Annotated in this window: 24 protein-coding genes; 11 read left to right on the forward strand and 13 right to left on the reverse strand. The window is 59.9% G+C overall.

The window, feature by feature from the left end:
* Window positions 1-74 precede the first annotated feature (74 nt).
* Window positions 75-560: a glutathione peroxidase gene (locus KVH01_RS24855; RefSeq protein WP_043050455.1), complete on the forward strand. Its 486-nt coding sequence runs from the start codon at window positions 75-77 to the stop codon at window positions 558-560.
* Between the two features lie 19 nt (window positions 561-579).
* Here KVH01_RS24855 and KVH01_RS24860 read toward each other — a convergent pair whose 3' ends face one another.
* Window positions 580-2889, reverse strand: a complete 2310-nt coding sequence (locus KVH01_RS24860) for a hybrid sensor histidine kinase/response regulator (RefSeq protein ID WP_217883303.1) — start codon at window positions 2887-2889, stop codon at window positions 580-582.
* 165 nt (window positions 2890-3054) lie between these two features.
* On the opposite strand from KVH01_RS24860, the gene KVH01_RS24865 reads away from it, so the two are divergent.
* Together KVH01_RS24865 and KVH01_RS24870 are read left to right on the forward strand one after the other, a co-directional pair.
* Window positions 3055-3945, forward strand: coding sequence for an ATP-binding protein (locus KVH01_RS24865; RefSeq protein ID WP_043050454.1), 891 nt, complete (start codon window positions 3055-3057; stop codon window positions 3943-3945).
* Window positions 3942-4424 carry a GAF domain-containing protein gene (locus KVH01_RS24870; RefSeq protein ID WP_217883256.1) on the forward strand — a complete coding sequence of 161 codons (483 nt, stop codon included), beginning with the start codon at window positions 3942-3944 and terminating at the stop codon, window positions 4422-4424. The genes KVH01_RS24865 and KVH01_RS24870 overlap by 4 nt, the downstream gene beginning before the upstream one ends.
* Window positions 4425-4490: 66 nt before the next feature.
* Here the strand turns inward: KVH01_RS24870 and KVH01_RS24875 are convergent, their stop codons facing one another.
* From KVH01_RS24875 to KVH01_RS24905, 7 genes are all read right to left on the reverse strand, one after another.
* Window positions 4491-8126, reverse strand: a complete 3636-nt coding sequence (locus tag KVH01_RS24875; RefSeq protein ID WP_217883257.1) for a transporter substrate-binding domain-containing protein — start codon at window positions 8124-8126, stop codon at window positions 4491-4493.
* A gap of 8 nt (window positions 8127-8134) precedes the next feature.
* Window positions 8135-8761, reverse strand: coding sequence for a response regulator transcription factor (locus KVH01_RS24880; RefSeq protein ID WP_043050451.1), 627 nt, complete (start codon window positions 8759-8761; stop codon window positions 8135-8137).
* A 257-nt stretch (window positions 8762-9018) separates the two neighbouring features.
* Window positions 9019-9411, reverse strand: a complete 393-nt coding sequence (locus tag KVH01_RS24885) for a response regulator (RefSeq protein WP_217883258.1) — start codon at window positions 9409-9411, stop codon at window positions 9019-9021.
* A gap of 168 nt (window positions 9412-9579) precedes the next feature.
* On the reverse strand, window positions 9580-10911 hold the full coding sequence (locus KVH01_RS24890) for a deoxyguanosinetriphosphate triphosphohydrolase (protein ID WP_046071610.1): 1332 nt from the start codon (window positions 10909-10911) through the stop codon (window positions 9580-9582).
* Between the two features lie 165 nt (window positions 10912-11076).
* Window positions 11077-11418 (reverse strand): hypothetical protein, encoded by a 342-nt coding sequence (locus tag KVH01_RS24895; protein ID WP_217883259.1) that lies wholly within the window; start codon window positions 11416-11418, stop codon window positions 11077-11079.
* Window positions 11415-11819 (reverse strand): phage holin family protein, encoded by a 405-nt coding sequence (locus tag KVH01_RS24900; RefSeq protein ID WP_043050447.1) that lies wholly within the window; start codon window positions 11817-11819, stop codon window positions 11415-11417. Before KVH01_RS24900 ends, KVH01_RS24895 begins: the two co-directional genes overlap by 4 nt.
* Before the next feature lie 5 nt (window positions 11820-11824).
* Complete coding sequence (locus KVH01_RS24905) at window positions 11825-12139, reverse strand: DUF883 family protein (RefSeq protein WP_005786475.1); 315 nt, start codon at window positions 12137-12139, stop codon at window positions 11825-11827.
* 344 nt (window positions 12140-12483) lie between these two features.
* On the opposite strand from KVH01_RS24905, the gene KVH01_RS24910 reads away from it, so the two are divergent.
* Window positions 12484-13692: an ammonium transporter gene (locus KVH01_RS24910; RefSeq protein ID WP_217883260.1), complete on the forward strand. Its 1209-nt coding sequence runs from the start codon at window positions 12484-12486 to the stop codon at window positions 13690-13692.
* On the opposite strand, the gene KVH01_RS24915 is transcribed toward KVH01_RS24910, so the two are convergent.
* Window positions 13679-15415, reverse strand: coding sequence for a cation:proton antiporter (locus KVH01_RS24915; protein ID WP_217883261.1), 1737 nt, complete (start codon window positions 15413-15415; stop codon window positions 13679-13681). The genes KVH01_RS24910 and KVH01_RS24915 overlap by 14 nt on opposite strands.
* 153 nt (window positions 15416-15568) lie before the next feature.
* Here KVH01_RS24915 and KVH01_RS24920 point away from each other — a divergent pair, with 153 nt between their 5' ends.
* The 3 genes from KVH01_RS24920 to KVH01_RS24930 all read left to right on the forward strand — a co-directional run bounded on the left by KVH01_RS24920 (window position 15569) and on the right by KVH01_RS24930 (window position 17175).
* Window positions 15569-15805 carry a glutaredoxin family protein gene (locus KVH01_RS24920; RefSeq protein WP_217883262.1) on the forward strand — a complete coding sequence of 79 codons (237 nt, stop codon included), beginning with the start codon at window positions 15569-15571 and terminating at the stop codon, window positions 15803-15805.
* A 74-nt stretch (window positions 15806-15879) separates the two neighbouring features.
* Window positions 15880-16215: a transcriptional regulator gene (locus KVH01_RS24925; protein WP_217883263.1), complete on the forward strand. Its 336-nt coding sequence runs from the start codon at window positions 15880-15882 to the stop codon at window positions 16213-16215.
* A 69-nt stretch (window positions 16216-16284) separates the two neighbouring features.
* Entirely contained in the window at window positions 16285-17175 is an 891-nt protein-coding gene (locus tag KVH01_RS24930; RefSeq protein ID WP_217883264.1) for a pseudouridine synthase, read from the forward strand.
* Between the two features lie 55 nt (window positions 17176-17230).
* On the opposite strand, the gene KVH01_RS24935 is transcribed toward KVH01_RS24930, so the two are convergent.
* Both KVH01_RS24935 and mobA read right to left on the reverse strand, forming a co-directional pair.
* Window positions 17231-17452, reverse strand: coding sequence for a YgdI/YgdR family lipoprotein (locus KVH01_RS24935; protein ID WP_005786486.1), 222 nt, complete (start codon window positions 17450-17452; stop codon window positions 17231-17233).
* A 79-nt stretch (window positions 17453-17531) separates the two neighbouring features.
* Window positions 17532-18134, reverse strand: a complete 603-nt coding sequence (gene mobA / locus KVH01_RS24940; RefSeq protein ID WP_217883265.1) for a molybdenum cofactor guanylyltransferase MobA — start codon at window positions 18132-18134, stop codon at window positions 17532-17534.
* Window positions 18135-18210: 76 nt separating this feature from the next.
* On the opposite strand from mobA, the gene moaB reads away from it, so the two are divergent.
* Both moaB and KVH01_RS24950 read left to right on the forward strand, forming a co-directional pair.
* Window positions 18211-18750 (forward strand): molybdenum cofactor biosynthesis protein B, encoded by a 540-nt coding sequence (gene moaB, locus KVH01_RS24945; protein ID WP_043050439.1) that lies wholly within the window; start codon window positions 18211-18213, stop codon window positions 18748-18750.
* Window positions 18734-19960: a molybdopterin molybdotransferase MoeA gene (locus KVH01_RS24950; RefSeq protein ID WP_217883266.1), complete on the forward strand. Its 1227-nt coding sequence runs from the start codon at window positions 18734-18736 to the stop codon at window positions 19958-19960. Before moaB ends, KVH01_RS24950 begins: the two co-directional genes overlap by 17 nt.
* Before the next feature lie 146 nt (window positions 19961-20106).
* Here KVH01_RS24950 and KVH01_RS24955 read toward each other — a convergent pair whose 3' ends face one another.
* Together KVH01_RS24955 and fliK are read right to left on the reverse strand one after the other, a co-directional pair.
* Window positions 20107-20436, reverse strand: coding sequence for an EscU/YscU/HrcU family type III secretion system export apparatus switch protein (locus KVH01_RS24955; RefSeq protein ID WP_043050437.1), 330 nt, complete (start codon window positions 20434-20436; stop codon window positions 20107-20109).
* The gene (gene fliK / locus KVH01_RS24960; protein WP_217883267.1) at window positions 20433-22010 is read right to left on the reverse strand and encodes a flagellar hook-length control protein FliK; all 1578 of its coding nucleotides are present in this window, start codon (window positions 22008-22010) and stop codon (window positions 20433-20435) included. Before fliK ends, KVH01_RS24955 begins: the two co-directional genes overlap by 4 nt.
* Window positions 22011-22210: 200 nt before the next feature.
* Between fliK and ccmA the strand changes: the two genes are divergently transcribed.
* On the forward strand, window positions 22211-22846 hold the full coding sequence (gene ccmA / locus KVH01_RS24965; RefSeq protein ID WP_217883268.1) for a cytochrome c biogenesis heme-transporting ATPase CcmA: 636 nt from the start codon (window positions 22211-22213) through the stop codon (window positions 22844-22846).
* A complete protein-coding gene (gene ccmB / locus KVH01_RS24970) occupies window positions 22843-23511 on the forward strand; it encodes a heme exporter protein CcmB (protein ID WP_043050434.1) in 669 nt (222 codons plus the stop codon). The genes ccmA and ccmB overlap by 4 nt, the downstream gene beginning before the upstream one ends.
* Window positions 23512-23582: the final 71 nt, after the last annotated feature.

Raw genomic sequence — 23582 nt, forward strand, 5'->3', positions numbered from 1 at the left:
TGAACGCGGCGCCTGTGAGTTTTTCGCGAGCAAGCTCGCTCCTACACTTTCTTTCCCTGACTTGAGGCTCTGCCATGAGCGAATCCCTGCTGAGCATCCCTTGCACCACCATCAAGGGCGAGCAAAAGACCTTGGCCGATTTTGCCGGCAAGGCCATTCTGGTGGTCAACACTGCCAGCAAATGCGGCTTCACGCCGCAGTACAAGGGCCTGGAGCAACTTTGGCAGCACTATAAGGATCAGGGCCTGGTGGTGCTCGGCTTTCCATGCAATCAGTTTGGCAAGCAGGAACCGGGCAACGAAGACGCGATATCCGAGTTCTGTGAGTTGAACTTCGGGGTCAGTTTTCCACTGTTCAAGAAGATCGATGTCAATGGCAGCGATGCCCACCCTCTGTTCGTGCAGTTGAAAAAACAGGCCCCGGGGTTACTGGGTTCCAAGAACATCAAGTGGAACTTCACCAAGTTCCTCATCGGCCGTGACGGCAAGCAGGTCAAGCGTTTTGCGCCGACGACCAAGCCCCAGGATTTGACCCAGGCGATCGAAGCCCTGCTCAAGTGAGATGCAGTGCGGGTGCAGATCAGAGACTTGTGATCGTCGGTACCCATAGCTCCAGCAGGGCATGTAGTTCTTCGCGGCGAAACGGCTTGGCCAAGTAGTCGTTCATGCCCGCCGCCCGGCAGCGCTCTCGCTCTTCGGACAGGGCGTTGGCGGTCAAGGCGACGATGGGCAGGTCTGGCCAGCGCCCACTGCGGCGAATCTGCCGGCTGGCCTCATAGCCATCCATCACCGGCATGTTGCAGTCCATCAGCACCATGTCGAAGCGCTGGTCCTCAAGCATCGTCAGGGCTTCGCCGCCATGAGCGGCCACGATGACCTCACATCCCAACTTGCTGAGCATACCCTTGGCCACCAGTTGATTGACTGGGTTGTCCTCCACCAACAGGATACGTGCCCGATGAACAAGCGGTGCGGATTCCATCTGAACAGGGTCGAGGATCAGTTCAACGTCGTTGCGCAGGTTGCGTTGCAGGATCTGGTAAAGCGCGTTGCGGCTCAATGGGCGTGCTTGTTGCTGCAGCGGTGCCAGGGCAGCTACCTCTTCGCCAGGCATGAAGTTGCCGTAGGCAGTGACCAGCAAGATCGGGGCGCGGATCCCAGGGCGCAAACGGAACAGGCACTCCGGACAATCGGTGATCAGCAGGTCGGGGGCCAGTGCGCTCAAGTCATCGTCCTGGGAATAACAGCGTGGTGTCAGCCCCCAGGAAGGCAGCAGGGTGGTAAGCAACTCCGTCAAGCCGCCGCCGGCGTGGGTGATGGCAATCACGTCACCTGTGAGCGGGGTGTAGCGGTTGGCAGGTAGATGCGTAGGCAGCGGCAGATCGGCGCAGAACTGACTGCCAAAACCCACCTCCGAACTGATGCTCAAGCGTCCTTGCATGGCTTCGCACAGGTTACGGGTCAGCGCCAGCCCCAACCCTGTACCGCCAAATTGGCGGGTTATGCCGGCACCGGCCTGGGTGAACGGCTGGAAAATCTTCGCCTGGGCATCCTGGGCGATGCCGATGCCGGTGTCACACACTTCAATGTTGACCCGGCCCTCCACGGCACGCAGGCGTACGTCGACGCGTCCGAAGCGGGTGAACTTCAGGGCATTGGACAGCAGGTTACTGACGATTTGCCGCACACGAGTCGGGTCGCCGATGACTTGGGCGGGAAACTGTGGATCGATCAGGCAGGTCAGTTCCACACTTGGCGCCGCGTTTTGCGACAGCAGGTTGGCGGTGTCTTCCACCAGCGAGCCCAGGTCGAACGGGATATGTTCCAGTTCCAGCTGGCCGGCGTCGAATTTGGACAGGTCGAGGATGTCGTTGAGCAGTTCGACCAGTACTTTGCCTGAATCATGGGCGATGGACAGTTGCTGGCGCTGTTCGGCGGTCAGCGGGCTGTCCAGTGATAATGCAATCATCCCCAGCAATCCATTGAGCGGTGTGCGGATTTCATGGCTCATATTAGCCAGGAAGGCCGCCCTTGCCTGGGCCATGGCCAGTGCAGTGGTCTTCGCCGCTTCAAGTTCATCGTTGGACTGGCTCAAGCGCTGGTTGCTGGCCTTGAGTTCAAGGGTGCGCGCAGAAACAATATTTTCCAGCTGGCCCAGGTATTCCGTCAGGCGGTCCTCGGCGTGGCGCCGTTGCTGGATTTCGGTCTCCATATTTTCGAATTGCTGGTTGGCGACGTTGACCAGCACACCGATCTCGTCATTTTCGTGCCCCGGTGGGCAATCCAGGCGCGCCTGTTTGCGTGTACTCAGCTCTCGGATAATGCGCACCAGCGGCTGGGTCAGCATCACGTAGAACAAGCCCAGCAGAATCCCGGTCAGGAGCAGGCTGCGGACGAATCCGTTAAGCAAGGTAATCTCGGCACGATGCAGGAAACGGCTGCCGAAGGTGTAGGTATCGACGTCAAGGCGCAGCACGCCAAGTGATTCGTCCGGCATATGGCCAAGGTACAGCCGGTCCTCGAATTGACGGTTGGCGCTGAACAGAAAATCACTGAGGGGCCGGTAGTTGCTTTCCTTGCGCGGGCGATCGACGTCGGCCAGGACCACGCCATTATTGTCGATCAACTGCGCCCGGGTGATGGCAGGGGAGTGCAGCAGCCCCAGGGCCAGTTCCTGGGCGAGTTCGGCATCGATGTTGTAGGCGATGCGTGAGGCGGGGTTATGGCTGATTTCGATCAGTGAGCGTATTTCACGGTTGATGGATGCGTCTTCACTGGCATAATCAATGCCGATTTGGATCAGGCTGAGCAAGGTTCCCAAGACGAAACCGACCAGCACAGTCAATCTGGCTTGTTTATAAGACAAGCGGTGGGCGAACTTGATATCCATCGAGTGTTGAACCACTTCACGTTTCCCTTCGCCCGGCAAGCATAGCTGAACATCCACAAGCTCTGGCTCGCCCGGCATGAATCGTTGTTTTGATGCAGCCTCATGCGGTGCGCCGCAGGGTTGCTAATACGCCATCTTTTACAAGAACTTGCCAGAGGAATAGTCATGGATTCTCGATTGAATGCCTTCCTTGAACGCGCCGATGCGGTACTTGCACGCCTGGAACCCTTGTTGCCCGCCCTGCGCGAGGCCATCGACTGGGACCAGTGCCTGGCAGCCCGTTGGCAGCGCGAAGGGCGCAGTGGCTTTCTATTGCCGCTGCAAGTGAGCCTGGACATGCGCCTGTCGGATCTGATCGGCGTCGATAAACAACGTGAACAACTGGCGCGCAATACCCAGCAGTTCCTCGATGGCTTGCCCGCCAATCATGCGCTGCTTTGGGGATCGCGCGGCACTGGCAAATCCTCCATGGTTCGCGCCTTGCTCGCCCAGCATGCCAAGGCGGGCTTGCGCTTGATTGAAATCGAGCGCGACCACCTGGCCGACTTGCCACGGGTGGTCGAGCAACTGGTCAAATTACCACAGCGCTTCATTTTGTTTTGCGATGACCTGTCGTTCGAAGCTGGTGAAGGCGACTATCGTGTGCTCAAGAGCGTGCTCGACGGTTCCCTTGAACAGGCGCCGGAAAACGTGCTGCTGTACGCCACGTCCAACCGTCGCCACCTGGTGCCGGAAAACCAGAGCGACAACGACAATTGGAAACGCGTGGATGGCGAGTTGCACCCGAGTGAGGCGGTAGAAGACAAGATTGCCTTGTCAGACCGTTTTGGCTTGTGGCTATCGTTCTACCCCTTCACCCAGGAGCACTTCCTGGATGTGGTGGAACATTGGATCGGCGAGTTGGCCGGCAAGGCTGGCTTGCAGTGGCAGCGCGATGAACAACTGGATGTGCTGGCGGTGCGCTGGGCTACCGGCCGCGGCAACCGCAATGGCCGCTGTGCCTATCAATTCGCCCGTTACTGGGTGGGTCTTAAATTGCTGGAACGTCAACCATGATCGATTTACAACAGGCCGGTACCGGCCTTGATGGCTATGCCATGCTGTGCGCGCAGCTTGAGTCGTTGCTCGCCGATGAGCGGGATTTTATTGCCAACAGTGCGCAGTTTTCCGCGTTTCTGTTCAATCAGTTGGATGACTTGAATTGGGCAGGCTTCTACCTCAATCGCAATGAAGAACTGGTGCTTGGGCCATTCCAGGGGCAGATCGCCTGTGTGCGCATTCCCTTCGGTCGCGGAGTGTGTGGCGCAGCGGCGGCATCGCGGCAAACCCAGCGAGTGGAGGATGTGCATGCTTTCCCGGGGCATATCGCCTGTGACAGCGCTTCCAACAGCGAATTGGTGGTGCCGTTGGTCAAGGACGGTCAGTTGGTCGGCGTCCTCGACCTCGATAGCCCGTTGCTGGGCCGTTTTACACCTCAGGACCAAGTGGGGGTTGAACAGCTGGCGGCCATCTTCCTGCGATTGACCGATTGCTGAGACAAGCGGGCTGATGCTGTCTGCTGTAGGCGCGAGAGTATGCTCGCTCCTACAGCATGCAGGCGCTTACAGGCTGTCCAGGTCATCCAGTTGAATTTGCAGGACCCTCTCCAGTTCCAACATGAGTTTTTCCAGGGCCTTGATACCGGTTTCGATCACAGCCCAGTGCTCATTGCGCGAACAGGCTTGTTCCAGTGCTTCGCATTGCCCGGCCAGTGAAGTGGCTTGAACGATACGAGCAGCTCCCTTGATTTTATGGGCCTGCTCAATGACCTCCGTGAGCGAGCCTTTTCGGTTCAGCAGGTCCATGAGTGCCAGGCGGTCTTGACGGCTGCTGCTCAACAGCTCTTCCAGCAAGCGTCGACTCAATTGCGGGTCGCCGCCGGTCAGGGCCTCCAGGCACCCCAGGTCCAGCCAAGCGCTTGCCGATTGAGGAGTGATTTGCCCCAGTTGCCGTTCCAGCATGGTCAGGCTGATGGGTTTGAACAGGCAGTCATCCATGCCGGCCTGCACGCACCGTAGTCTTTCCTCCGGCTGGGCATTGGCAGTAAAACCCAGTACCACGCAGGCAGGTAATTGTTCTCGTTGTTCGTATTCGCGGATTGAACGGCTCAGCTCGTAGCCATTCATGATGGGCATGTTGCAGTCGGCGATCACCAGGTCGAAACGTTCCTGGCGCCAGGCCTGGAATCCGGCTGCGCCGTGCTCGGCGGCGGTGAATTGATGGCCCAGGTAGCCCAGTTGCTGACACATCAGCAGGCGGTTCGCCGGATGGTCGTCGACCACCAGCACGTTCAGCACGGGGGTGCGGGCCGGCGTCTCAGGCGTGTGCTCTCCCAACGCCTGGACCGGGCTCAGGCGCGGCATCCTGAGGTTGACGTGCACTTGGGTGCCTACCAGGGGCACGCTACTGAGGCTTAATTGACCGCCCATCATTTCGCACAGGCTGCGGCAGATCACCAATCCCAACCCCGCACCGCTCCTGGCCAGATGCCCAGAGTTGTCGGCTTGGGCAAAGGGCTCGAACAGGCGCAACTGGTCTTCCCTGGTGATGCCGATGCCAGTGTCCTCCACGACGAGTTTCAACTCGATCTGCTCCGGCGCCTGGGTAGGCTGTATCTCCACTTTGATTTTCACCTGCCCGTGTTCGGTGAATTTGATCGCGTTGCTGACGAGGTTCGAGAGCACTTGCTTGAAGCGCAGGGGGTCTATCAGCACCTCGACGTCATTGAGATCGGGCTTGAACTCCAGCAACAGGCTCAGGGTTTTCTGACGTGCAAGGCCGTCGAAAACGCGCACGACCGACTCGATCACTTCCCGCAGGTTGACGCGTTCCGGGGCCAGGCTGAGACGACCGGACTCAATACGCGCGATATCGAGGATATCGCCGATCAATTCCAGCAGGTCCTTGGCCGAGTTGTAGGCCACTTCAATCGCCGGGCGATCAAGGTGCCCTTGGTCGGCGCGCTTGAGTGTCAGTTCGAGCATACCGATCACCGCATTCATCGGCGTGCGAATCTCATGGCTCATGGTGGCAAGGAACGTACTTTTGGCGCGATTGGCCTCGTCGGCGCGCTCCTTGGCGGCGCGTAGCTCATCGAATAACTGGCGTCGATCACTGATATCGATCCAACCGCCGATAATGCCCTGGACCTCGCCGGTGGAGTCCCGGTAGGGCAGGATCCAGTGGTAGATGGTCAGCTTCTTCTGATGGATATGCAGGCTGCGGTCCAGGATCAGTGGGTTCCCCTCGGCCACCACGCGCTGATAATCGGCATGGTATTGCGCCGCCTCCGACTCCAGGGCCATGCTCATCTGGGTCACGCTTTTGCCGATCACGTCTTCGCGCTTGACGTCGAACACCTGCAGGTAGCTGTCGTTGCAGGTCTGCAGCAGGCCATTGCGGTCGCGCACGTAGATCGGGTGGGGCGTCTCATTGACCAGTGCGCGCATGAATTCGAACTGATCGTTGAGGGCGCGCTCGGCCATTTTGCGGTGTTTGATCTGGCGGCGCATGTAGGCGTTCCAGGTCAAGGAAATCAATAGCAAAAGCCCGGTACCTATGACGATCCGCGCGATCAGTTGGTGGTAATTGCGCCAGTAGCTGTCGGACGCGGCGGTGTAGCCACGCCAGCGGCTGTTGATCACGCCCATTTCATCCGGGGCGATGCTGAGCAGCGCCTTGTCGAGGATTGAACTCAATTCTGTGGACTGGCGCGACGTGGCCAGGGTGAACGTGGCGGGGGTCGTGCCGATGCTGGCGCTGATTTGCAGCCGGTCCTGGAAAACCTGGGAAGACAGGAAGTAATTGGCGATGACCAGGGTGTTCACGGCGCCGTCCACTTGCCCTTGGGCGAGCAATTCTGACGCCCTGAACGTATCGCTGGTTTCCACCAGGTGAATCTGCGGGAAGTCCGTGCTCAAGCTCGCGGCCAATGGATTGCCTTGGGTTATCGCCAGGCGCTTGCCGGCCATTTGCTCCATGTTGGCGGGCGCACCGGGCTCTTTGCGTGTGAGCAATACATAGGAGTTTTCCAGGTACGGGCGGCTGAAATTGAGTTGCGAGTCTCTTTCGTTGCTCGGGACGATAGCGCCGATCATATCGACTTTCTGGCTGGTGACTTGTTCGATCATCGCGTTGACGTCACGTCCGCGCTCGATCGAAAAACGTAGGCCGGTACGCAGGCGTATCAGCTCCAGGAGGTCGGCGGTAATCCCGCGAAAATTGCCGTCTGCGTCAAAGAAGGTGAGTGGTGCGAAGGTTTCGTTCACGATCACCTTCACCACCGGATGCTCTTTGAGCCAGCGCTCTTCGCGCTGGGTCAGTTGCAGTTTCTTATCGGTCAGCAGGATATCGCTGCCGGCGCTCCAGCGTTTGGCGATGCTATCCCGTTCGTTGACCGGCACGGCTGCCAGGACTGAGTCGACAATGCTCAGCAGGATCCGATTGTCCTGGCGCGTAGCAAAGCTGAAACCATAAGCCTCATGCTTGCCAAAGTTGGCCATGCGGATGTTCTTGAGATAGCCCTTGTTGATCATGTAATGGGTGGAAATGGTGTCACCGAGAAACACATCCGCCTGGTCGAACGCCACTGCATTCAAGGCATTCTGATAAGACGGATAGGCGCGGATGATCGCATTGGGGTAGAGCTTCTCTACTTCGTTGAGTGGCAGGTAATGGTAGACAAGGCTCAGTCGTAGCCCTTCCAGGCCCTCATTGAGACTACGGGTTTCTCCCTCGCGGGTGACCAGTACGGGCTGGTCCACGGCGTAGGGTTCAGACAGGATGAGATTGGGGGTCGCGGCCTCAAAGCCGTTGGAGGAGCCCAATAAATCGATTTCCCCGGCTTCCAGGGCGCGAATGGCATCCTTGCGGGACGGATAGCGCATGACATTGATGGGCAAGGAGAGCGCCTTGGCCAGCAATCCAGCGTAATCAGCGGTGAGACCTTCGTAATCATGACCGCTGGACGTGAGGTCGAAGGGCGGGTAGTCAGGTGCGGAGGTACCCAGCACCAGTTCGCGTTTGTTCTGTAGCCACTGGCGCTGAGCCTTGTCAAAATGAGTATCTAGTTGGACGGCTCCGGCACGGCTCAAGAGGGTGAAGCGTTCCGGGCTGGTTTGGTGCTCCGCGAGCACGGTGGTGCTGAAGTACAAACCGGCACTCAATATAATCAGATAGTCCTTTATACGCCTGGGCATCCGCTTTCTCACACTAGCGCGTTTCGTTTTGCCATCTCGATGAGTTCTACCAAGGATTTGGCCTTGAGTTTCTGCATTAGCCTCTTTTTATAAGTACTGACGGTTTTATTGCTCAGGAACATACCCTTGGCTATTTCCTTGTTGGTACGGCCTTGTGCAAATAGCTGCAGCACCATCAGTTCGCGATCATTGACTGTCTTGAAGAGTTCCAGCTCCTGGGCGTCCATACCTTCGGTGCCGGGACCATTCAGCGCCTGGCTGGGGAAGTAGTTATAGCCCGACAGCACTGCACGAATGGCGCTGAGTAACTCGCTCAGGTCCCCCTCCTTGCACACATACCCCTCGGCGCCCGAACGCATGCATCGCGTCGCAAAGAGCGTAGGGCACTGGGCCGTCAGCACCAGGGTCTTCATCGATGTGTTCATCGCGTTGAAGCGGCAGAGCACTTCAAGGCCATCCAGTTTGGGAATGCTGATGTCTAGAATCACCAGATCCGGAAGACATTCACGCACCATCTGTATGGCATCGCATCCGTTATCTGTTTCGCCAACGACTTTGTAACCCTCGTGCTCCAGCAACATTCGAATGGCGAGTCGTATAACAGGGTGGTCATCGATAATAAAAACAGAGTTCATAATCACATTCCATGCAGGTGCAAATAAAGCGGGCACATTAGCTCAGAAGGTGAGGTTGCAGCATGAAGCCCAGGGGCAGTAGAAGCAAAACAGGAAAGTTCCTACATTAGAAAAGGCGCTACCCTACAAGTTGCTAGGTGTGATGAAGGTGTATGTAAGCATTTTGCGCATGATTGCGTCATGGAATGGCGCCTTGGGATTTGCGCCTGGCTTCACGTAGGTTTTCTCTAGTGGAAATGTTTAATTTCCTACATTTATTAAGTGAAAAACGAGGCGATCAGACTTTCAAGTTGATTTTTGTCCAACGGTTTTGATAAGTAGCCAAGGAGTGGGAGATTTCGTTGCAGGGCTTGCCGCTTCAGATTGATCAGTTCCGCCTGGGGTAACCCGCTCAACAGGATCGCACTGGTTATAAAGCGCTGGCGGCTGGCGATTTCCACTAGTTCAAGCCCGGGCAAGTCAGGCAGGCATTGGTCACATAGCATCAGATCGAAGGGGTGTTCGGACTGGCTCATCAAGCGTATGGCCTGCTCGGCATTTTCCACGGGCGTCAATTGGTGGAAACCGAAGCTTTTGAGCAGGCATTGGGTGGCCAGGAGCTGAAAGGGGTGATCCTCCACCAAAAGAATATGAAGAGGGTATCTGGGCATAGAGAACACACAGTGAGTCAAGCGTCGATGGGGGGTGTAGGAATTGCTCGGCTGGTCTGTTAAGAGCGTGCGTGATTATTCTTCGGGTGTATGTACGAATTCGATCAGGCCGCTCTGTTCCCATCGTAGGGCGATTCTCTTCAGGGAACAGGATGCGTGGTCGAGTCGTTACTGAGGGCTGGAGCGCCCGGTCATTTCCCGCGCCATTTCTGTGGCGTAGCTGTCGGTCATGCCGGCGATGAAATCGATCATCCGCAGGAACGACGCATGTAATGGCCAGGCCGGGTCCGGCGCGCTATTGCCCAGTAAATCGAGAATGCGCCTGTTCTTGAACGATGGGGTACGCCCGCCATGTTGTTCCAGGGCCGCACCGCAGAATGCGTTGAGCAGGATTTCCAGGGTAGTGTAGGCGCCGATTTCATGCAGCGTTTTGCGTTTATCCTGGAAGATTTTCTTGCGCGCCATGTCCTTGGCATCCAGTACGCAGCGTTTTGCCGGGCCGTGCATGTGCTCGACCAGGTCGCCAGGCAGTGTGCCGGCGAGCAGGGCGTCCTGCTGTTCGACAAATGCCCTTGCTGCTGCGTTGGTCAGGTGTTCGATGGCCTTGCCACGCAGGATCGCCAGCTTGCGGCGTCGGGAGTCCAGCGGGCCCAACTGCCGATAGGTTTGTGGCAGGTCATCGCCGACCAGGTCCAGCAGTAGCGACTCGACCTCGGCGTACTGCAGCAGCTCCATTTCCAGGCCGTCTTCCAGGTCGATCAGCGCGTAGCAGATGTCGTCGGCGGCCTCCATCAGGTAAACGAGCGGGTGACGGGCCCAGCGTTGCTCTTCCAGTTGGGGCAGGCCGAGCTTGTGGGCGATTTGCTCAAGAATCGGCAGCTCGCTCTGGTAGCAGCCGAACTTGTGTTTCTTGTAGCCCAGTGAGTCGGCGTGGCGGGCAGTCCAGGGGTATTTGAGATAAGTCCCCAAGGTGGCATAGGTCAGCCGCGTGCCGCCGTCGAACTGATGGTATTCAAGCTGGGTCAGCACCCGAAAGCCCTGGGCATTGCCTTCGAAGTTGAGGAAGTCATTGCGTTCGGCGCTGGTCATGTCATCCAGCCAGCCGCGCCCGGCGGCCTGTTGGAACCAGTGGCGAATGGCGTCTTCGCCGGAGTGTCCGAACGGCGGGTTGCCGATGTCATGGGCCAGGCAGGCCGATTGCACCACCATGCCCAAGTCGCTCGGGTCGCACCAGTCGGGCAGGGCGCTGCGCAGGGTTTCGCCCACGCGCATGCCAAGGGAGCGCCCGACGCAACTGACTTCAAGCGAGTGAGTCAGGCGCGTGTGGATATGGTCGTTGCTCGATACGGGGTGCACTTGTGTCTTGCGCCCCAGGCGCCGGAATGCACCGGAAAAGATGATGCGATCGTGGTCTTTGTGAAAGGGGCTGCGACCCAGTTCTTCCGGGCTGTGCAGGGGTTTTCCAAGGCGTTCGCGGGTCAGCAGGGTGGGCCAATCCAAGGCGGGTACTCTCCGTACGGTGAATGACAGGTTCAGCTTCCCGGTTCGGCCTCGCTGGGGCAAGCGAATCCAACGGTCGGCAGTGTCGATATCAATTAACAGGCAGCGCAAAAAACCGCAATGACCAGGACATATCGGGTCATTACGGTCTTTGACGCACGCAGGTCAGCTTTTGCGCGAAGTGCCTTGCATGGCCAGTTTGATCAGTGGGATTAAACCGGCACCTAGCCGTATCAGGCGCGTCACGCTGCTGATACTGTCGCCTTTGGCGCCCTTGCCGGTAAAGAAGCCCATCAGCGTCACCGCCGCTACGCCCCACAGTGGCGCGTGCTTGATGCCCAGGCTGTCCTGCCAGTTGTGGCGCATATTGCGCATTTTTTGCAGCGGCGCCATCAGTTGCTGGGACTCATGGCGGATTTCCTGGCGATGCATTTCCATGCGCAGGCGAATCAGTGCCTTGCGCATTTCCCGGCGGGAGGTGTTTTGCGGGATCTCAGTCATGCTCATGGCAGCAAGCGCTCCCGGTCATTGGCCAGCTCTTCAAGCGTGGCGTGGAAGGGCGTGGACTCATCGAACACTGCCGCTTTCAAGCGCACCCCGCAGAACGCGGCAGCCAGGCTATAGAACACGCACAGACAGATTATTCCGGTCAGTCGGTAGCCGGTGTCCCATACCAGGATCATTACCAGCGTCGACAACCCCACCAGCAATAGCAGGGCAAACACCAGCGCCAGCCCGGCGAACAGCAACAGGCTGACGGTGCGGGCCTTTTGCTCCTGCAATTCGATCCCGAACAACTCCACATGGCTGTGCAGCAAGCCCAGCACGGCAGCGCCCAGGCGCCGGGAGGTGGAACTGGTTCCTGAAGAGTGTGCGCTCGTTGATGAGCTGGATTCGCCGATAGACATGATATTTAGCGCCTTGTAGCCAGCAGACCGATCAAAAAGCCCACGCCGGCAGCGATACCGACGGACTGCCATGGGTTGGCTTGTACGTAGTCTTCAGTGGCAGTGATCGCCGCCTGACCGCGCTCACGCAGCGAGTCTTCGGTCAACTGCAGGGTCTCGCGGGCCTTGAGCAGGCTCTCGTGGATCTTGGTGCGCAGCTCATCGGCCTGGTCACCGGCCAGCACAGCGGTGTCGTCCAGCAACCTTTCGGTATCACTGACCAGGGTTTGAAAATCCGCCATCAGTATCTCTTGAGCAGTCTTTGCTGTTTTACCGGCCATGGTTGTCTCCGTGTGTGGCTGATCTGTACGTGTGGTTTCGAGTCGCGGGGTTCGCCGAAGGTTCAGTGCAATTGTCTGGTACAGCTTTTGCTTTGCCTTGGTGCGCAGGTCCTGGGGCCTGCGCTGAATCTGGGCGGTTGACGCTGCGGCTTTGAAAAACCTTACCCTAAATTACTGAAACTCGCGGAAAAACCCTGTCGGCAACGGCCTGTGTTGTTGGTCGCTGCGCTAAAGCGGTTCACGCCCTCTGAAGAAGGGCGGGCCGGCGGTGCCAATTTAGTGCGCGAAACCCTGGCTTGAACCGCTTTGGTGCTTTTTGCCTTGATGCAGGCCTGCCAAGACCTATGGAAAATTTGCAAAGTGCGGTGGATACCCTTGTCCATAGCTCCAATACTCTGTTCATTCTGATTGGTGCAGTCATGGTCCTGGCCATGCACGCCGGCTTTGCCTTCCTGGAGGTCGGCACGGTGCGCCAGAAGAACCAGGTCAACGCCTTGTCGAAAATCCTCAGCGACTTCGCGATCTCCACCCTGGCCTATTTCTTTATAGGCTATTGGATCTCCTATGGCGTGAACTTCATGCAACCAGCAGCCGTGATCAGCGCCGATCATGGCTACGGCCTGGTGAAGTTTTTCTTCCTGCTGACCTTTGCTGCGGCCATCCCGGCCATCATTTCCGGCGGCATTGCCGAGCGAGCAAAGTTTGCTCCGCAGCTGTGCGCCACCGCGTTGATCGTGGCGTTTATCTACCCCTTTTTTGAAGGCATGGTGTGGAACGGCAACTTCGGCCTGCAAGCCTGGCTGCTCGTAGCCTTTGGTGCCGGCTTCCACGACTTTGCCGGTTCCGTGGTGGTACACGCCATGGGCGGTTGGCTCGCGCTGGCAGCCGTGTTGCTGCTGGGCCCGCGCAACGGGCGTTATCGCGAAGGGCGCCTGGTGGCGTTTGCGCCGTCGAGCATCCCCTTCCTGGCGCTGGGGTCGTGGATCCTGATCGTCGGTTGGTTTGGTTTTAACGTGATGAGTGCGCAAACCCTGGATGGGGTCAGTGGCCTGGTGGCGGTCAATTCGTTGATGGCCATGGTCGGCGGCACCGTTGCCGCGCTGGTGATTGGGCGTAACGACCCGGGCTTCCTGCACAACGGCCCATTGGCCGGGCTGGTGGCTATCTGCGCCGGTTCCGACCTGATGCACCCGGTGGGCGCGCTGGTCACGGGGGCCATTGCCGGAGGCCTGTTCGTGTGGTGTTTTATCGCCGCCCAGGACCGTTGGAAGATCGACGACGTGCTGGGTGTATGGCCCTTGCATGGCTTGTGTGGAGTGTGGGGCGGTATCGCCTGTGGCATCTTCGGGCAGACCGCCCTGGGTGGGCTGGGCGGCGTGAGCTTGATCAGCCAGTTGATCGGCACCGGTCTTGGCGTAGTGGTGGCCTTCGGCGGCGGTTTGCTGGTGTACGGCGTGATCAAGCGTATGCACGGCCTGCGCCTGAGCCAGGAAGAGGAGTATTACGGTGCTGACCTGTCGATCCACAAGATTGGCGCAGTCAGTCAGGATTGATCGGCGCCTCTTCGTCAGTGCGGGCCTGCGGATCGAATCCGTGCAGCAGGCGATAGTGGTTGTGCCGCACTTCATCGACCCGCGCCTGCACCTGTTGGTCCGGCAGGCCCAGCAGGATCAGCGCGTGGGAGGCGAGCATCAGGCTTGATTCCAGCAACTCAGGCACCACCTCACTGGCACCGGCTGCCTTGAGCTCAGCCAACTGGCTGGCATCGCGAGTGCGCACCAGGATCGGCACCTCAGGGTTGATTCGCCGCGCTTCCTTGAGCACCAGCAGGGCGACATCGCTGTTGTCCACGGCGATCACCACCAATCGCGCCCGCTCCAGGCCGACGGCACTGAGCAAGGCGCCACGGCGGCAGTCGCCATAATGCACGCTGCTGTCCTCGGTGGCGGCCTCCTGTACGCGTGCGGGGTCGTCATCCAGGGCGATAAACGCCTGGTGTTCCCGGCGCATAAAACGCCCGATGGATTGGCCCACCCGCCCATAACCACAAATCACCACATGCCCGTGCAGTTGCGCATTGAGCGCGGTGATCTGCTCCAGTTGCACCTGCTGGTTGGGCTTGCGGTGCAGGCGCAGGGCAAAGGCCGGGGCGGCGCGCAGCAGCAACGGTGTCATCAGCATCGAGCAGAACGTGGCGGCCAGTAGCAGCCCGTTGAATTGATCCGGAATCAGCCGGCTCTGTTGCATCTGCGCCATCAACGCAAAACAGAACTCGCCACCCTGGGCCAGGGCCAGGCCGCTGCGCCAGGCGGTTTCGGTGTCGCTGCCACGCAGCTTGACCAGTACGGCGACCACGCAACCCTTGACCAGCATCAGCGTGAGGGTCAGGCCGAGTATCAACAGGCTATGGCTGATGAACAACTGCAAGTCGATCAACATGCCGATGCTGACAAAAAACAGCCCCAGCAGAATGTCTCGGAACGGTCGGATATCCGCTTCGATTTGGTGACGATAATGACTTTCACCCAGCAACATGCCGGCCAGGAACGCCCCAAGGGCAGGGGACAGGCCGAGCAGATGGGTGAGCCAGGCTGTGAGCAACACAATCACCAGCGCCAGCAAGACAAACAACTCCGCCGAATGGGACGCCGCGACTTCACGAAACAACCGCGGCAGCAACCAGCGACTGGCAAACAGCAGGCCCACGAACAACACCACAGTCTTGCCCAGGGTCAGCGGCAGCGCCCAGTACCAGGCTTGGTCACTGCTGCCGGCAAACACTGGCACCAGCGTCAGCAGCAATACCGCCACCACGTCCTGAAACAGCAGCACGCCAATCGCATTCTGGCCATGGCTGCTGAAGATCTCACCGAGGCTGGTCAACTCCTTGCTGACGATGGCCGTGGACGACAACGCCAGGCCTGCGCCGAGCAACAGCGCGATGCCCGGCGCCAGGCCAAAGCCCATCAATAGGCCACCCAGCAGCGCACCGCAGCCCAGCACCTGCAAACTGCCCAGGCCAAACACCACACGGCGCAGGGCGAACATTTTCGACAGGGAAAACTCCAGCCCCAGGGAAAACAGCAGGAACACCACGCCCATCTCGGCCAGGTCCGGCAGGTCCTCGTTATCGTTCACCCAGTCCAGTGCAGTCGGCCCTACCGCCAGGCCCACGCACAGGTAGCCCAGCACGGGCGGCAGTTGCAGCCGTCGAAACAGCGCTATCACCACCAGGGATGAGGCCAGGATGATCAGCAGGTTGGCAAACACAAGCATCTCCGTTGCAGGTGGACGGGCAAAAAGCCGCGAGAATCGCTGAATCAGTTATAGGCCATGGTGACCTGGGTCAGGTGTTTTGTCGGCAATGGGATTTCATGGGGCGAGCGGGTTTAGAATGATCACTTGTTTTTCTGACCGGGTTCTTTCGTCATGCCTCCTGAATGCCAGCTGTTCGGCACCCTGGGTTGCCATCTTTGTGAACTTGCCGAAGAGGTCCTCATGCCGTTGGTCGAACACGGCCTGATGGTTGAATTGATCGATATTGCTGATCCAGTAGACCTGACCGAAGCCTACGGCCTAAGGATCCCGGTACTGCGGCGGGTCGACACCGGGGCAGAACTGGACTGGCCATTCGACAGTGATCAGGTCGTCGCCTTCCTGCGCTGAAATTTATGCGATGGCGGGTTTCCCAATATTACGTTACTGTATATTCGTACAGCGATTGATTAGAGGGAACGCCCGTGGTGAATGTTGAACAACTGAAAAGCAGCGTCAATCGCATGTCTGCCGATGTCGTGCGTGACGCGGTAAATGAGCTGCGCCTCGATGGCCTGGTCACGGAAGGCAAGACGCCGTTTAACAAGGTGCATTTCAACACCTGCTTTGCGGAAATCGAGGCGCTGTTCCAGCGTGCCGGTTATCACAAGCAGCTGGATGTAGTGGGTTACCAGGGCTTGCTTTACGCGCTGTATGATCCAGGCCGTTGGGAAGCGGTGGACGTATTGCGCTGGCTCAAGGAGTTCACCGAGGCGGCAAGCGCGTCGCCGGTCCTGCGGGCGCAATTGGCCAAGGGCTGAGATAGGCCCTAGGCAATCGTGCGCCATGCGGGATAATGCCCGCCTGTTTCCCAGGCTTCGAGCATCTGCATGTCCACTTCCGGTTTTTCCCCTTCCCAGCACCAAGCCAGTACCTTGTACCTGCCCCCAGGCCCATGGGCGACGGTGCTTGATTGCCTGTGCGAGCACTTCCCGGCCATCGGCCGCGAACAGTGGCTGGACCGGATTGCGCGGGGCAGGGTACTGGATATCAATGGCAGCCCGATCAGCCTGGACCTGGCCTACAAAGAAGGCCTGTGCATCTATTACTTTCGCGAAGTGCCCAACGAGAAAGTCATCCCGGTACAGGAAAGCATTCTGTACGCCGATGAACACCTGGTGGTGGCGGACAAACCGCATTTCCTGCCGGTTACGCCTGCTGGCGAGTACGTTGAGCAGACGCTTCTGCGTCGCCTGATCCGGCGCCTGGGCAACCCCGCGCTGGTGCCCCTGCACCGTATCGACCGGCATACGGCGGGGCTGGTGCTGTTCTCGGCCAACCCGCAAAGCCGCTCGGCGTATCAGCAACTGTTTCCCACGCGGCGTATCGATAAATTCTACGAAGCCATCGCCCCAGCCTTGCCGAACCGCAGCTTTCCTTTGGTGCACAAAAGCCGGCTGGTGGATGGCGAGCCGTTCTTTCGCATGCAGGAAGGGCCGGGCGCCAGTAACACCGAAACGGCTGTGCAAGTGCGAGAGAAAAACGGCCACTTATGGCGCTACGGCCTGTTCCCGGTGACTGGCAAGAAGCACCAGTTGCGCGTGCACATGACCGCCCTTGGCGCGAGTATCTGCAATGACCCGTTCTACCCCGAGGTGATCAAGGATGCCGAGGATGACTACGCCAACCCCCTGAAACTGCTGGCCCAAGGCGTACGCTTTATCGATCCGGTGAGCGGTGAAGAACGCAGTTTCCGCAGCCGGATCACCCTCGACTGGTAAACCCCAGGAACAACAAGGCCCGCGCGAGGCGGGCCTTGTGTGCAAACGTTGTGGCTTACAGGTCTTTAACGGTGCGAACCTGATCTTTGTTGATGCGGGTGCGCTTGCCGTCAAGCTGTTGGAATTCGTAGAAGCCCGAATCTTCGTCAAATTTCGGGGTGTCGACGGCCTGGATTTCGCGACCGTCATTCAGGGTGATCACTGTTGGCGAAGCGCAACCGGCGAGGGTGGCGAGGCCCAGTGCAAGCATGAGAGCGGCGATGGTCCGTTGAGTCATGAGTTTGTCTCCGAGAGAATACTTTTAAATTGCTGACCTTGTGACGTATGGGACGTCGGCAAAGTTCCTTGTGCAAGGCTCATTCTGACACGCCAGCCCGTGGGTGCAACAGCTCGGGCGTATTAAGGTTGGCCAGGCGCGGGTCATCGGCAGTGCATTGCAGGGCCACGCCACCCAGTTCCAGCAAGATCTTGCGCGGGCTGCGCTCACCCGCTTGCCACGCCTGTTCCACTTGGTTTTTCAAGCTGGTCGGGATGATACACAGCAAGGGTTCCCAGAACTCGCCCTGGCGTACCATCACTGGCAGCTGCCGGTTGCGCTGGGCGGTCTCACGCAAGTCGGCGAGCAGTCGCCCATCGATCTGCGGCACATCGCACGGCAGGATCAGCAAATGCTCATGGCGTGCCGCGAGTAGTCCGGCACGGATACCGGCAAGCGGTCCGGGAAATTCCAGGTTGTCATCGCTCACCAATTGATCGGCATAAGGCGCATAGCGTTCATGGTTGCGATTGCACGAGATGATCAGGTCATCGGTGAGCGGCCGGGCCAGCCTTTGCAGGTGGGCAATCAACGGTTCGCCCCGCCATTGCAGCAGCCCTTTGTCCTGGCCGCCCATGCGTTGGCCGCGGCCACCGGCCAACAGCAGGATCGAACAGGGCAGGGGTGAAGATTGAAGAGACATGGTGGTTCCGCTGCGGCACGTAAATGGGGGCCTGTGATATAACATCGGGCTGTTCCTTCGACAACCGGACCGTGCCATGAAAGCCAAGGCCGATGCGCCCTTCGTACCCCTGAATATTGCAGTATTGACCGTCAGCGACACTCGTACCCTGGACACCGACACCTCCGGCCAGGTGTTCGTCGACCGCCTGACTGCCGCCGGCCACCACCTGGCCGAGCGCGTACTGCTCAAGGACGACCTCTACAAGATCCGCGCCCAGGTTGCCCATTGGATCGCCGAAGACGTGGTGCAAGTGGTGCTGATTACCGGCGGCACCGGTTTCACCGGCCGCGACAGCACCCCTGAAGCCGTGAGCTGCCTGCTCGACAAACAGGTCGACGGCTTTGGCGAGCTGTTCCGCCAGATATCCGTGGCCGATATCGGCACTTCCACTGTGCAATCGCGCGCGCTGGCCGGCCTGGCCAATGGCACCCTGGTGTGCTGCCTGCCGGGTTCCACCAACGCCGTGCGCACCGGTTGGGACGGCATCCTCGCCGAGCAACTGGATAGCCGTCACCGCCCGTGCAACTTCGTCCCACATCTGAAACAGGCTGAACCCTGTGAATCCCGTGGATAAGCCGGGCAAGACCGGTGCATTAATGCCGGTGGAAGACGCCTTGCAGCGTCTGCTGGCCATGGCCGAAGCCGCGCCGGTTCGCGAGCAGCAAGTGCTGCCCCTGGCTGAGTGTGACGGCCGGGTCTTGGCCCAGGACCTGATCTCCACACTTGACCTGCCGCCCTGGCCCAACAGCGCCATGGACGGCTACGCCGTGCGCCTGGCGGATTGGACCGGCGAACCGCTGGTGGTGAGCCAACGCATTTTCGCCGGCAATGCGCCCGAGCCGTTGGCGCCCGGCACTTGCGCCCGCATCTTTACCGGCGCGCCGGTACCCCAGGGCGCGGACTGCGTGCAAATGCAGGAAAACGCGGTGGTGCATGCCGACCAGCGCGTCAGTTTTACCGAGCCGCTGCAAGTGGGCGACAACATCCGCCCCCAGGGCCAGGAAACCACGGTCGGTGAGTGCGTGCTCACCGCCGGTACGCGACTGGGGCCCATCGAGCTGGGCCTGGCCGCGTCCCTGGGGTGTGATCGTCTCGACGTGGTGCGCCGCGTGCGCGTGGCCGTACTGTCGACCGGCGATGAGTTGATCGAGCCGGGGTTGCCGCTGGGCCCGGGGCAGATCTACAACAGCAACCGCCGCGTCTTGTGCAACTGGCTGGCGCGCATGGGCTGTGACGTGATCGATGCCGGAATCCTGCCGGATGATCTGGAACAGACCCGCACGCGCCTGGCGGGCCTGGGCAGCGTCGATCTGATCCTGTCCACTGGCGGTGTTTCGGTAGGTGAAGCGGACTTCCTCGGCATCGCCTTGCGTGAAGAGGGCGAGCTGGCGCTGTGGAAGCTGGCGATCAAGCCGGGCAAACCGCTGACCTTCGGGCATTTTCGTGGCGTGCCGGTGATCGGCCTGCCAGGCAACCCGGCCTCGACCCTGGTGACCTTTGCGCTGTTGGCGCGCCCCTATCTGCTACGCCGCCAAGGTGTGGTGCAGGTGCAGCCGCTGCGTTTCGAAGTGCCAGCAGGGTTCGCCTGGCCCAAGCCGGGTAACCGTCGTGAATACCTGCGTGGGCGTATCGAGCAGGGCAAGGCGGTCATCTACCACAACCAGAGTTCCGGCGTGCTGCGCAGCGCGGCGTGGGCTGAAGGGTTTGTGGAGGTGATGGAAGGCACGACGCTGGATATCGGTGATCAAGTCAATTTCATTCCCTTGAGCGAAGTCTTGAGCTGAACACAGAGCGAAAATGTGGCCGGCTCCAAATGTGGGAGGGCGACTTGCTCCCGATAGCGGCGTATCAGTTGAAATAATGTGACTGACACACCGCAATCGGGAGCAAGCCCCCTCCCGCACTTGGATGTGTATATGCCTGTGGCTACTCAGTAATCGTCGCCACGCTCTGTGACATCCCGCTCCACCGGCCCCGCATCCGGGTCGTACCCTGCCGGGAACTTGCCCTTCAATGTCCACGCAAACGCAATGATCTCGGCAATCGTGCGATAGAGCTCTTCTGGAATACTGTCCCCCAGTTCCATGCGCGCCAGCAACTTCACCAGCTCTGCGTTTTCATAGATGGGTACTTCGTTTTCCCGGGCCAGCTTGAGGATGGCTTCGGCCAGGGCCTCGTCGCCCTTGGCGGTCAGCGTGGGTGCCTGTTGGCCGTCGTACTTGAGGGCAATGGCCTGGCGGGGTGGGGTGGCGTTCTTCATGCGGTTTCATCCACCCAGCGTTGTTCCAGTCCGGTTTTGGGGCCGCGTGGCGGGGTGCCCAAGTGGCAATTCAGGTCGCCGACGTCAATCCCCGAGGACACCAGGCGTTCGCGCAGGCTGCCCAAGTGGCTTTCGATCAGGCTGGCCGTGAACGGGCGGCTGGCCCACAACTGGCTGGACAGTTTGCCCTGGGTCAATTGCGCCTGGACTTGCAGCGGCCCCAGCGGCTCCATGTCGAAGGCCAGTTCGACGCGCCAGAGCATCTGTTTCGGTTCTTTTTTATCCTTGCGTTCGGGCTGGTCCTTGTCGGGCGCCGGTTCCTCGCGCTGAAACTTGACCTGCAACGGTACGATGTCTTGCAAGGTGCGCATGGGGATTTCCAGCTGCCAGGTGGTTTGCAGGCGGCCGTCGGCGGTGGTGCCGGTCTGTTCCAGGCTCGACAATTGATGGCTCTGCAAGCGGGAGATCGCGCCGGCGGCCAGGCGCAGCAGGTTCTCGAGGTCGCCTTCACCTTCGAGTTTGGCCATCAACCGCTCGGGCAGCGGGAAGCTTGCGGGTATCTGCCGGGCGCCGACCTGGCCGAGGGTGTTCAACGGGCTGCGGACAAAGTGTGGCAGCGCCTGGGCCAGGGTATTGGCGGCGAGGATGGCATTCAGGTTGGTGCTGGCGGGCAGGGTGGGCAGCAGGTCCGCGACCAGGCGCAACAGCGCGCCTTTCATATCCAGCGGGGGGATCTGCGGGTTCTGCCCGGCGAGCAATTTGGCCTCCAGGAAAGCACCGCTGTTCTGGATCACCTGCGCCAGCACCTTGGGGTTGCTGACTTGCGCCAGGTCGGGCAACGCCGCCAATAAACGCTCGGCAGCGGCCCGCAGGTCGGCGGAGGTGCTGTCGCCACGAGGCAGGTTTTGCAAGGCGCTGAACACGGCATCCAGCGAGCCTTGGCGACTTTGCTGGGTGGCAAGCTGCTGGGTTACGGCCAGTTGGTCCTTCAAGCCGCTCAATGGCACGAAGCTCAGGGTTTGCGCGTTCTGCACCACGGCGCTGAGCAAGCTGCCAACCCGCAGGGGTTGAGGGCTTTCCAGCGTCAGGGTGGCACCGGCCAGGGCGTTATTGAGCACGCTCACCAGCGAGCGATAGATCGCCGGCTGCCCCGTGCCCTGGGGCAGCATCTGCGTGGTCAGCACCTTGGCTTGCAGCAGCGTGCCCACCGGCATTTGCGAGGTATCGAGGCGGGTGAGGGCGGCAACGTTGGCGCTCATGGCCTGCTGCAAGGTGATGGCCAGGTTGCCCGCAGGCGCCTGGCTCACCGCCACATTGCTGCCCAATGGCAAGGGCTGGGCGCTGCTGGCCTGTACCAGGGTCTGGCGACCGCCTTCGAGGGTCAGTTTGAGCAACAACTGGAAGGCTTCGCTGCCCTGTTTCAGCGCGATGACCTCGGCGTTCACAGTTTTCCCTGGGCCGATCAGGCCGGCCTGCGGCTCCAGCAGCTTGAGCAGCTCACCCGCCGCAGGCAGCGGGGCAGGTTTGGGCGCTGGCGCTGGAGGCAGTGGAGGTAGGTTGATCTCGCCGGTCATCGTGCACGTCGTCTCTGGGGAAATTGCCCTCTTTAGAGTAGGGCATCGCATGTATAATGCCGCCCGTCTGCAAAGAGAGCGGTAAAAACCTCACAACTATTTGATCCAGCTCTCTAAAATCGGTCGCCAAAGTCGTTATTGTGCATCTCTCTTTAACGGCCGCTGCACCGCCGACTTGAACCGTAAAGGCCCGCGATCTCTTGACCAGCCCTCTTCTTGAAGCCGTAGCGCTTGCCTGTGAACGCGACCTGCGCCTGTTGTTCGAGCAACTCGAGCTGCGGCTGGCGGGCGGCGACATGGTGCAAATCAGCGGGCCCAATGGCAGCGGCAAGACCAGCCTGCTGCGGCTGATGGCCGGTTTGATGCAGCCCACGGCAGGTGAAGTCCAACTCAACGGCAAGCCTTTACACGAACAACGTACCGAACTGGCGCGCAACCTGATCTGGATCGGTCACGCCGCCGGTATCAAGGACGTGCTCACCGCCGAAGAAAACCTCAGCTGGCTCAGCGCCCTGCATCATCCCGCTTCCCGCGACGCCATCTGGCAGGCCCTGGCCTCAGTGGGCCTCAAGGGTTTCGAAGACGTTCCCTGCCATACCCTGTCCGCTGGCCAGCAGCGCCGTGTGGCCCTGGCGCGTTTATACCTGCCTGGGCCGCCGCTGTGGATTCTCGATGAACCCTTCACCGCCCTCGACAAACAAGGCGTGGCCCAACTCGAAGAGCACCTGGCCCGGCACTGCGAGAAAGGCGGCCTGGTGTTACTGACCACCCACCACACATTGACGCGCCTGCCCGCCGGTTTTCGCGAGCTGGACCTCGGGCGGTGGTCACTATGAGTGTGTTCGCCCTGTTGGTTGCCCGTGAAGCCCGGTTGTTGTGCCGTCGTCCGGCGGAGCTGGCCAATCCGCTGGTGTTCTTCGCGATTGTGATCGCGCTGTTTCCGCTGGCGGTCGGCCCGGAGACTAAACTGTTGCAAACCTTGTCCCCAGGATTGGTATGGGTAGCGGCACTTTTGTCCGTCCTGCTCTCGCTGGACGGGCTGTTTCGCAGTGATTTCGAAGATGGTTCCCTGGAACAGTGGGTCCTTTCGTCGCACCCCCTGCCACTTCTGGTACTGGCCAAGGTACTGGCACACTGGGCTTTTTCCGGCCTGGCGCTGGTGCTGCTCTCTCCCTTGCTGGCGATGATGCTAGGGTTGCCCGGCGAGTGCCTGCCGGTGTTGCTTCTATCCTTGTTGCTTGGCACGCCGGCCCTGAGCCTGTTGGGAGCCGTAGGGGCGGCGCTGACCGTTGGCTTGAAGCGCGGTGGTCTGTTGCTGGCCCTGCTGATTCTGCCTTTGTACATCCCGGTATTGATCCTCGGCAGCGGCGCTTTGCAAGCCGCGCTGATGGGCATGCCGGCGACCGGTTACCTCTTATGGCTCGGTAGCCTGACCGCCCTGGCGGTAACCCTGACACCCTTTGCTATAGCCGCCGGCCTGAAAATCAGCGTCGGCGAATAATGAGGTCTGACCCGGCGTTGATGACGTTGAGTCAGTAAAGACCCTGAGCTTCTCGCCACGACGAAAAGCAC

It is taken from the genome of Pseudomonas khavaziana, assembly GCF_019145205.1.
In the GTDB taxonomy this organism is placed as follows: domain Bacteria; phylum Pseudomonadota; class Gammaproteobacteria; order Pseudomonadales; family Pseudomonadaceae; genus Aquipseudomonas; species Aquipseudomonas khavaziana.